Here is an 8,378-nt window from a genome sequence, read left to right on the forward strand (position 1 = left end):
TCACCCCGTTTAGCGCGTCAGCGGCGCGTCATAGGTATCCACGCTGAAACCCCAGGTGGTGGCGGGAGAAATTCGTACCTGAGAAGACTTGCCGGCTTTTTTCCCGCCATCCGGTGACAAAGTAAATTGCTGGCCTGGCAGGACATAACTATTCGGTAATTGCCAAACTGTCTTGTCTGGCAAGGTCTGTACTACCTGCGCGAGGCGGACAACATAAGGAGAGTCGTTTTTCACCTGCAGCGAATTACCGTCCAGTTTCCAGTTCAGGCGCTTCCATGGCGACAAATCCTTTTCTAACCCGGCAGGACGGATTATGACTGGCAAATTCTGACGCACCGTCATACGCAATTCACTCTTACCTTTTTCCTGGGGAGGAATACCCTCTACAGTGACGCGTTTAAGCCGTTCAGTTTTTAATGGTTCGTTAGTGGTTAACATGAAGCGTATTCGTTGTGCTTTGCCCGCTTCAACACGTGCTGCAGGTGGCGTCACAGTTAGTAACGATTGCTGATCATCTGGAATGTTCTGTATGGTCGTAAGTAAGAGAACAGGGAAATTATCAGTATTTTTGATATTTAAGTTACCCTCTCTGTCTTTCTCTTCAATAATCACAACGGAACTATCAGGCAACATGCCAGTTGCATGCGATAAGCTGGGGAGTGAATTCAGGATGATTAAAAAGAATAACTTTTTTGTTGAGTTAATAAGCATTTTTCTTCCCGGTTTTAAAAAAGCCGGGCTTCCCCGGCTTAAAGTATTAAAGGTAGACCAACTCAATAGTTGCAGAGCCGTCAAGCGCAGCTGGCTTAGATAAATCCAGTTCTGATGACTTGTTAATATATGATTCAACTTTAATGTCATATGAGAAAATGCGCGCAGCAACCGGCACCAGCTCACCAGTTTTCGCCATACTAGAGAGACGAGTACCGTTAAGGGTAGGGCTTAACCATGAGTTTTTAATCCAGTTGGTTCCAGTATTTGAAGTCAGAATTACATCTGCTTTTACATCATCAGCTAGTGGATTAGTAAAAGTAGCTGCCCAACCACCAATTGCATTTTCATTAGCCATACCTAAACCCAGCGTTGGGGCATTTTCTGTGCCAAACAGTTTTGCTCCATCAGTAGGTTTATCGTAAGCGTTCTTAATAGGGCGTCCAGGAACAGTACCTGTTCTGTTATTAGTTACTTTCAATGCGATTTTAGCTGGAGCATCACAATGAATAGTCAGGTTAGTAGTTCTGGCTGGAAGATAAGTAAAGTCATCAGCTTTCAGACTGTCACCAGCAATTGTGCCGTAATCGATTACCCCACCACCTGCTATTTCAGGAATACAGGCTACTGGGGTAATATTACCTTTAATTGACAGATCTACACTTTCTGCCATTACGTTTGCACTGGCAGCAAGAACTGCGATCGCACAGGCTGTTTTCATCATGTTTTTCATCATTTCTATTTCCTTTGTTGTGTTGAATGACCTTCTTCCCTGATTGATAAAATGGAGAAGGTTTTGCTGTGAAAACATCAGAAGGTTAATGTCGTTTTCACAAGGTTAGTGAATTCAGTATTTGGCCGCTGAAATTACATTCTATTTTCATCCGGCTGTTTGTTATTGCTTTGCATTCAGTGAATGGCTAAGCGATGAGGTTATAGTAGTGCTGTTTTTATTTAATTCCCATGCGAATGTTCATCGGTGGTCTGTAGTCCCTGTCTTAAGAATTAAATTAAAAATTTTCTGATGAGGCTGGTTAATATTCTGATGACTGCATGTCAATTAAGACCAGTCTGTAATTTTTATTACCTTGCGAGTTAATGATTAGGTAATCATTTCGCCGCGCTGCTTGGTGCGCAGTGTTATTACTGCGCTGTCCAGGTGCGCATGAATGCGCACCCTACAAAGTTGTAACGCTTTTGCAATGTGCGGCTTATGGCGCGAGTCCGTCAGCCGCACCGTAGTAGGTTGCGCAATGAATTGCGCCGCTACGGTTTGTGCGTGTTGTTGTTACTGTGCCGTCCGGATGGCAGATTGTTCATTCGCACCGGTTGCAGCGGTTTATGGCTGCACCATTCAGCTGCCCGGTTTCCAGACCGCAGGTTTCGTAGCGGCATTATGGCTGCGCCATTCAGGTGCCCGGTTTCCAGACCGCAGGTGGCGTAGCGGCGCGATTTATCGCGCAAGTCCGCCAGCCGCACCGCGGTAGATAGCGCCATGAATTGCGCCGCGACGGTTTGTGCAAAGTGTTATTGCCGTGCCGTCCGGGTGGCAGATTGTCCAGTCGCACCGGTTGCAGCGATGATATGGCTGCGCCATTCAGCTGCCCGGTTTCCAGACCGCAGGTGGCGTAGCGGCGCGATTTATCGCGTAAGTCCACCAGCCGCACCGCGGTAGATTGCGCAATAAATTGCGCCGCTACGGTTGGTGCAAAGTGTTATTGCTGTGCCGTCCGGGTGGCAGATTGTTCATTCGCACCGGTTGCAGCGGTGTTATTGCTGCGCCATTCAGATGCCCGATTTCCAGACCGCAGGTGTCGTAGCGGCGCGATTTATCGCGCAAGTCCGCCAGCCGCACTGCGGTAGATTGCGCAATACGTTGCGCCGCTACGGTTGGTGCGTGTTGTTGCTGCGCTGTCCTGGTGCGCATGAATGCGCAACCTACGGATTTATATACGCTTTTGCGACGTGCGCTTTCCCACTGCTTAAATCGGGCGGCGGCCGGTGCAGGCCAGCATCGCGTTCAGCGTGGGAAACCCGCTGCGCGCCAGGCTGTTGACCTTGCTGCGGCTGATCTCACGCGGGTGCAGGCCCATTTCACGCGCAATGCGCGCTGGCTTCATGCCGCGTAGCAGGGCGCACATTACGCGTTTTTCGCGTGCCAGCGCATTGCGGCCCGGTGCGGCGTAATCGTAGCGCGACGGTTTGCGCTGTAGCTGCTGGCCAATACTGCGCTGCAGTACCTCAGCCCGATCGTTTTTATTCACTACCGCAGAGAATCCGGCGGCCACCAGCGTCTGACGCATTGGCTCGGTCTCTTCATCCAGCAGAATCAGCGTATGGCCTTTAAACCACTCGGGAATCAGCAGCAGCTCGGCCAGGCCGGCGGCGTCACGCGGCAGTTCGGTAATCAGTAAATCGGCGTGGTTGAACATCAACTCTTCCGCTACCGTTTCCGGCGCAATCTGCAGCGTTTGTACGCTGCAATCCTTCAGCGGCTGGCACAACTCACGTAAACCGGTCAGTGCAAAATGGCAGCTGAGCGCAATAATGATTCTCTTCGGCTTATTATCACTGCCTGTTTTCACTGGAGCCTCCTTTCCCATATTTACGCCCTTACATTTAAATACAACTCATATTGTTCGCAGAGTAATTAATTCGCGATGGTCAGATCTTACGATTAAATTCCGCACAGGGATATGGGAATGTTCATCGGTGGTGTGTAGGACGCGACCTACGTTTTGTTATTTGATTGTGGTTGATTCAGGGTTGAATTTATTAGTCTAATAGTCAGGTAATTAACTTTTCTCTTTAAGGTCACGTCAGGAAATAAAACATGGCGAAATTTATTGTCGTCGACGATCATCCTATGGCCCGCATGGCGGTAAGCTTTCTTCTTGAAAAAGAAGGGCATAGCATGGTCGCCGAAACCGATGATGGTTATGAAGCGCTGCAGCTAATCGACCAGCATTATCCGGATATCGTGGTAATGGATATTGATATTCACTCGCTGAACGGCATCGAAGTGGTTAAAGCGCTGCGTGCTAAGAGTTTTCCGGGTATTATTATTATCGTCTCAGGTAAGAATCAGAACTTTTATGCGGTACAGAGTGTGCGCTGCGGAGCGAATGGTTTTATCAGTAAAAAGGACAATTTGCCGGAAATCATCACCGCAATTCGTGCAGCGCAAAGTGGCTATGGTTACTTCCCGCTGGCCGGTATTAATGTGCCGGCGGAAGAGAATCACATCCACTCCGATAAGCAGTTGCTGGAATCGCTGTCGCCGCAGGAATTTCAGGTGTTCACTTATCTGTTGAAGGGGCTGGATAACATGCGTATTGCTAACCGCATGAATCTCAGCAATAAAACCGTTTCAACTTACAAAGGCCGTCTGCTGGAGAAATTGCACTGCAAAAGCCTGCGCGATCTCTTTGCCTTCGCCAATCGTAATCATATGGAGTAGCGATGCTGCGCCTGGTCACCCTGCTTCTGCTGCTGTTGAGCCCGCTGCTGGCCGCCCAGCCGCAGCCCGAAATATTTCAGTTGTTCAGCCGTGAAAAGCTGGCACCCCTGCATATTGAGTTGAGCGGTGACGAGTGGCGCTGGCTGCGCATTAAACATGAGCTGCGCGTCGCGGTGTGGACACCGGAGCTGCCGCCTTATCTGATCTATCAGGAGGCAGCGGGCAGCGGCAACAGCGTGGAAGGCATCTACACCGATTATCTGCAACTGCTGGCGCGCAATCTTGGCATGCAGGCGGTGATGGTGCGTTATCCCAGCCAGGCGGCGGCGCAGGCAGCGGTGAAAAGCGGCGCGGCGGATGCGCTGTTTAGCTCGCCGGGGCGCGAACTGCACGATGCGGCGGCCTTCAGGACAACAGACAGTTTTCTCATCAATCGTCCGGTGGTGATCGCCGCGGAGAAGCAGGCCTCACAGCCGGTGCCGTACGATGCGCCGCTGCGCCTCGCCATGCGCGAAGGCTTTCTTACCGATGCTCAAATCAAACAGCATTTCCCTGACGCCACTATCGTGCGTTATCCCTCCAGCCAGGCGGCGCTGGCGGCGGTAGCCAGTGGCGAAGCGGACTATGCGCTCGGCAGCCTGCAGGCGGCGACGTTTTTGATTGAGCGCAGCTATGTCAATCAGCTGGCGCTGGCCGCGATTTTGCCGGAAGACGCGCTGTACGGCAGCCGTCTGGTGGTGAAAGCTGATAATCAGCCGTTGTTGCAAGCACTGAATGCCGCCATCGCCGCCATTCCCGGCGAACAGCATCGGTTGATTTCGCGGCAGTGGACGCAGCGGCCGGACGTCTGGCGCCTGCAGGATCCGCTCAGCCTGACGCCGCGCGAGCAGCAGTGGCTACAGCAGCATACGCAGGTGAAAGTGGCGTTCAATCCGTTCTCCGCACCGCTGGCGCTGCTGGATGAGCAGGGTGAATTTCAGGGCATTAGCGCCGATCTGCTGCATCTGATCCAGCTGCGCACCGGGCTGTTTTTCACCCCGGTGCCGGCGTATTCGTGGCGTGACGGCGTACAGCAGCTGGAGCAGCATCAGGTAGCGATGCTGGCAGCGGTGGCACAGGATGGCGGCCAACATGAGGCGGTACGCTTTACCCGACCTTACCTGAAGGTGCCGCTGGTGCTGCTGGTGCCAGACCAGTCCGATGCGCCGCAGGCGCTCTATCCCGGCATGAAGCTCAGTATCGTCAAAGGCAATCCGGCGCGTCAGGCGCTGCTGGATCGCTTCCCCACGCTGCAGCTGTCTGAAGTGGATAACGCCAGCCTGGCGCTGCAACTGTTGCAGGAGGGCAAGGTCGCCGGGCTGATCGATAACCAGCTGAGCGTGAACACGTTACTGGCGCGCTACGCGCAGCAGCCGCTGAAGATCGTGTCGCGTCTGGCGCTGCCGCCGGTGGAGCTGAGCTTTGCCGTCAGCCGCGATCAGCCGGAGCTGCTGAGCATTATTGATAAAGCGCTGGCCGACATTCAGCCGAGCGAAATCTCGCTGATTGCCAGCCGCTGGCAGGGCACACCGCAGACCACGCGCACCACCTGGCAGCTGTACCGCGCGCAGTTTTACGCCATCACTCTGCTGACCGCGCTGCTGCTGATCGCCTGTCTGGCGTGGGTTTACTATCGCGGCAAAGAGGTGAAGCATCGCCGTCGCGCAGAAGCTGACCTGCAGGCTGAACTGCGCTTTCGTGATGCGCTGCTGAATGGCCTGCCAACGCCGGTCTACGTGCTGGATCGCAACTGGAACGTGGTCAGTGCTAACGGTGCGTTTCAGCGCTTTTTTGCCGGCGTCGACGCGCAGCGCCTGAGTTTTTCGCTTTACGATCAGCGCCATCCGCTGTCGCCGCTTATCAGTAAACTCTATCCGCTGATGAGTCCGGAAGCGGTCAACGACCCGGAACTGGTGGCGCTGGCGCATAACAGTCTGTGGGGCGATACCGCCCAGGATCTGGAAATTGAGATCGAAAACGGCAGCGAAGCGCGCATGGTGCACCACTGGGCGCAGGAGCAGCGCGATGCGCAGGGCAATATCACCGGACTGATCTGCGGCTGGCAGGATGTTACCGCCTACGAACTGCTGATGCTGGCGCTGCAGGCGGAGAAAAAGGTGGCGGATGAAGCCAACCGCGCCAAGAGTTCGTTCCTCGCCACCATGAGCCATGAGATTCGCACGCCGATCAGCGCCATCATTGGCCTGCTGGAGCTGGAAGGGCGCAAACAGCGCGACAACGAAGCCATTCAGATCGCCTACGAGTCGGCCAACACGCTGCTGGGGCTGATTGGCGATATCCTCGACATGGCCAAGATTGAGAGCGGCCAGCTGGAGCTAATGCCGGAGTGGGTCAGCACTGAGCAACTGGTGCTGCCGGTGGTGCGGTTATTTGACGGCATGGCCAGCGGCAAAAATCTGACGCTGCACTACCACAGCGATACGCCGCCGGGGCTGGAAGTGTTTATCGATGCCGCACGCTTCCGCCAGGTGATCGCCAATTACATCAATAACGCCATCAAGTTTACCCAAGAAGGCGGCGTGGAAGTGCGGGTGATCGGCCATGAGTGGGAAGACGGTTCGCTGGAGCTGGAAATTGAGATCGAAGACAGCGGCGTAGGCATCAGCGCTGCCGACCAGGCCAAACTGTTTCAGCCGTTTGCCCAGACCGAAGAGGGACGCAAGCAGACCGGCACTGGCCTTGGCCTGGTGATTAGCGCCCAGCTGCTGGAGAAGATGCAGGGTACCATGAACCTCAACAGCCAGCCGGGACGCGGCACGCTGATTCAGCTTAACGTGATGATGCCGGCACGCCGGGCGCGCAAGCTGCTGGAGAAAACCCGCGTGGCGCGCAGCCGTGCGCTGCCGCAGCTGAATATTCTGGTGGTCGACGACCATCCGGCCAACCGCCTGCTGCTGCGAAGCCAGCTCAGCGAGCTGGGTCAGCAGATCAGCGAAGCCAGCAGCGGCGAAGAGGCGCTGGCGCTGCTGGCGCATCAGTCGTTCGATCTGATTATCACCGACTGCAATATGCCGGGCATGAGCGGCATCGAACTGACGCAGACCCTGCGCCGCAGTGGCAACGCGGTGAAAATTTTTGGTCTGACGGCGAATGCGCAATCGGACGTGCGCGTGCGCTGTCTGGAAGCGGGCATGAACGCCTGCCTGTTTAAGCCGCTGAAGATTGACAAGCTGGCCGAGCTGCTGAGCAGCAACGAGCCGGCCGCCGAAGTGCCGGCGCTGGATTCGCTGCTGTCGCTCGAATCGCTGCGCGCCATGGTGTATCACGACGATGCGATGGTGGCGAAGATGCTGGCGAAGGTCGGCGAGGAGAGCCGCAACGATATGCAGCAGTGCTGGCGCCATTTTGATGCGCAGGACTGGCCGGCGCTGGCCTCATCGCTGCATCGGCTGGGCGGATCGGCGCAGATCATTTATGCCGGGAAGATCGATGATCTGTGCGGGCAGATCGAGCGCGCCTGCCAAAGCGCTGAAGATCACGAGGTCATCCGCGAAGGGCTTCTCCTGCTGGAAGAGAAGCTGGACACGCTGAACCAGTCGGTAGTGCATTATTTGCAGGCGTCGTGATAGAGCGGTGCGGTAATTGAAATGCGCGATAAATCGCGCCGCTACGGTTTGTGCGACTGGATAATGCAGATATCGCATCCTCAATAAATCATGATGGCGCGATTTCTCGCGCAGATATTCCTTCCATGTGATGCCGCTGATAACCGCACGAGTGGTAGCGGCGCAATTTATTGCGCAATGACGTTTATCTAAGCAAACATTTTCACGCCGGTGCGCATGAATGCGCACCCTACGATGCTGTACAACCTTATTACAGACGTGCATGAATCTATCCACCGATTCACACCGGTGCGCATAAATGCGCACCCTACGATGCTGTACAACCTTATTACAGACGTGCATGAATCTATCCACCGATTCACGCCGGTGCGCATGAATGCGCACCCTACGGTACTGTGCAACCTTGCCACAGATGCGCATGAACGCGCCTGACGACAAAACCTGTCCCGCATCGTTGTAGATACCGTCTTGCCGGTTACCTGGCAAGACATATTTCGGCATCGAACGGACGACCCGATTTCAGCACGCCATAAGCCAGCTGCAGCAGCTTCTTCATCGCCGCGCACACCACGACTTTTCCC

Annotated in this window: 5 protein-coding genes and 1 pseudogene; 2 read left to right on the top strand and 4 right to left on the bottom strand. The window is 54.6% G+C overall.

Annotated elements, in window-relative coordinates:
• Window positions 1–9: 9 nt before the first annotated feature.
• The 3 genes from C1Y43_RS22890 to C1Y43_RS22905 all read right to left on the bottom strand — a co-directional run bounded on the left by C1Y43_RS22890 (window position 10) and on the right by C1Y43_RS22905 (window position 3,296).
• Window positions 10–711, bottom strand: a complete 702-nt coding sequence (locus C1Y43_RS22890; RefSeq protein ID WP_058770941.1) for a fimbria/pilus chaperone family protein — start codon at window positions 709–711, stop codon at window positions 10–12.
• 46 nt (window positions 712–757) lie between these two features.
• Window positions 758–1,447 carry a DUF1120 domain-containing protein gene (locus C1Y43_RS22895; protein WP_072209020.1) on the bottom strand — a complete coding sequence of 230 codons (690 nt, stop codon included), beginning with the start codon at window positions 1,445–1,447 and terminating at the stop codon, window positions 758–760.
• 1,246 nt (window positions 1,448–2,693) lie between these two features.
• A complete protein-coding gene (locus tag C1Y43_RS22905) occupies window positions 2,694–3,296 on the bottom strand; it encodes a response regulator transcription factor (RefSeq protein WP_058770943.1) in 603 nt (200 codons plus the stop codon).
• 248 nt (window positions 3,297–3,544) lie between these two features.
• On the opposite strand from C1Y43_RS22905, the gene C1Y43_RS22910 reads away from it, so the two are divergent.
• Window positions 3,545–4,171, top strand: a complete 627-nt coding sequence (locus tag C1Y43_RS22910; protein WP_058770944.1) for a response regulator — start codon at window positions 3,545–3,547, stop codon at window positions 4,169–4,171.
• 2 nt (window positions 4,172–4,173) lie between these two features.
• Entirely contained in the window at window positions 4,174–7,797 is a 3,624-nt protein-coding gene (locus C1Y43_RS22915; RefSeq protein WP_104189819.1) for a transporter substrate-binding domain-containing protein, read from the top strand.
• A 475-nt stretch (window positions 7,798–8,272) separates the two neighbouring features.
• Here C1Y43_RS22915 and C1Y43_RS22920 read toward each other — a convergent pair.
• Window positions 8,273–8,378, bottom strand: a pseudogene (locus C1Y43_RS22920) (IS110 family transposase); the annotation flags it as partial.

Origin of the sequence: Pantoea sp. ICBG 828 (assembly GCF_002928355.1) — a bacterium.
Classification (GTDB): domain Bacteria; phylum Pseudomonadota; class Gammaproteobacteria; order Enterobacterales; family Enterobacteriaceae; genus Pantoea; species Pantoea dispersa.

Bases quoted from the DNA above. Each gene is read 5' to 3' on its own strand.
- C1Y43_RS22890 (WP_058770941.1), bottom strand. From the start codon at position 711: ATGCTTATTAACTCAACAAAAAAGTTATTCTTTTTAATCATCCTGAAT.
- C1Y43_RS22910 (WP_058770944.1), top strand. From the start codon at position 3,545: ATGGCGAAATTTATTGTCGTCGACGATCATCCTATGGCCCGCATGGCG.
- C1Y43_RS22895 (WP_072209020.1), bottom strand. From the start codon at position 1,447: ATGATGAAAAACATGATGAAAACAGCCTGTGCGATCGCAGTTCTTGCT.
- C1Y43_RS22915 (WP_104189819.1), top strand. From the start codon at position 4,174: ATGCTGCGCCTGGTCACCCTGCTTCTGCTGCTGTTGAGCCCGCTGCTG.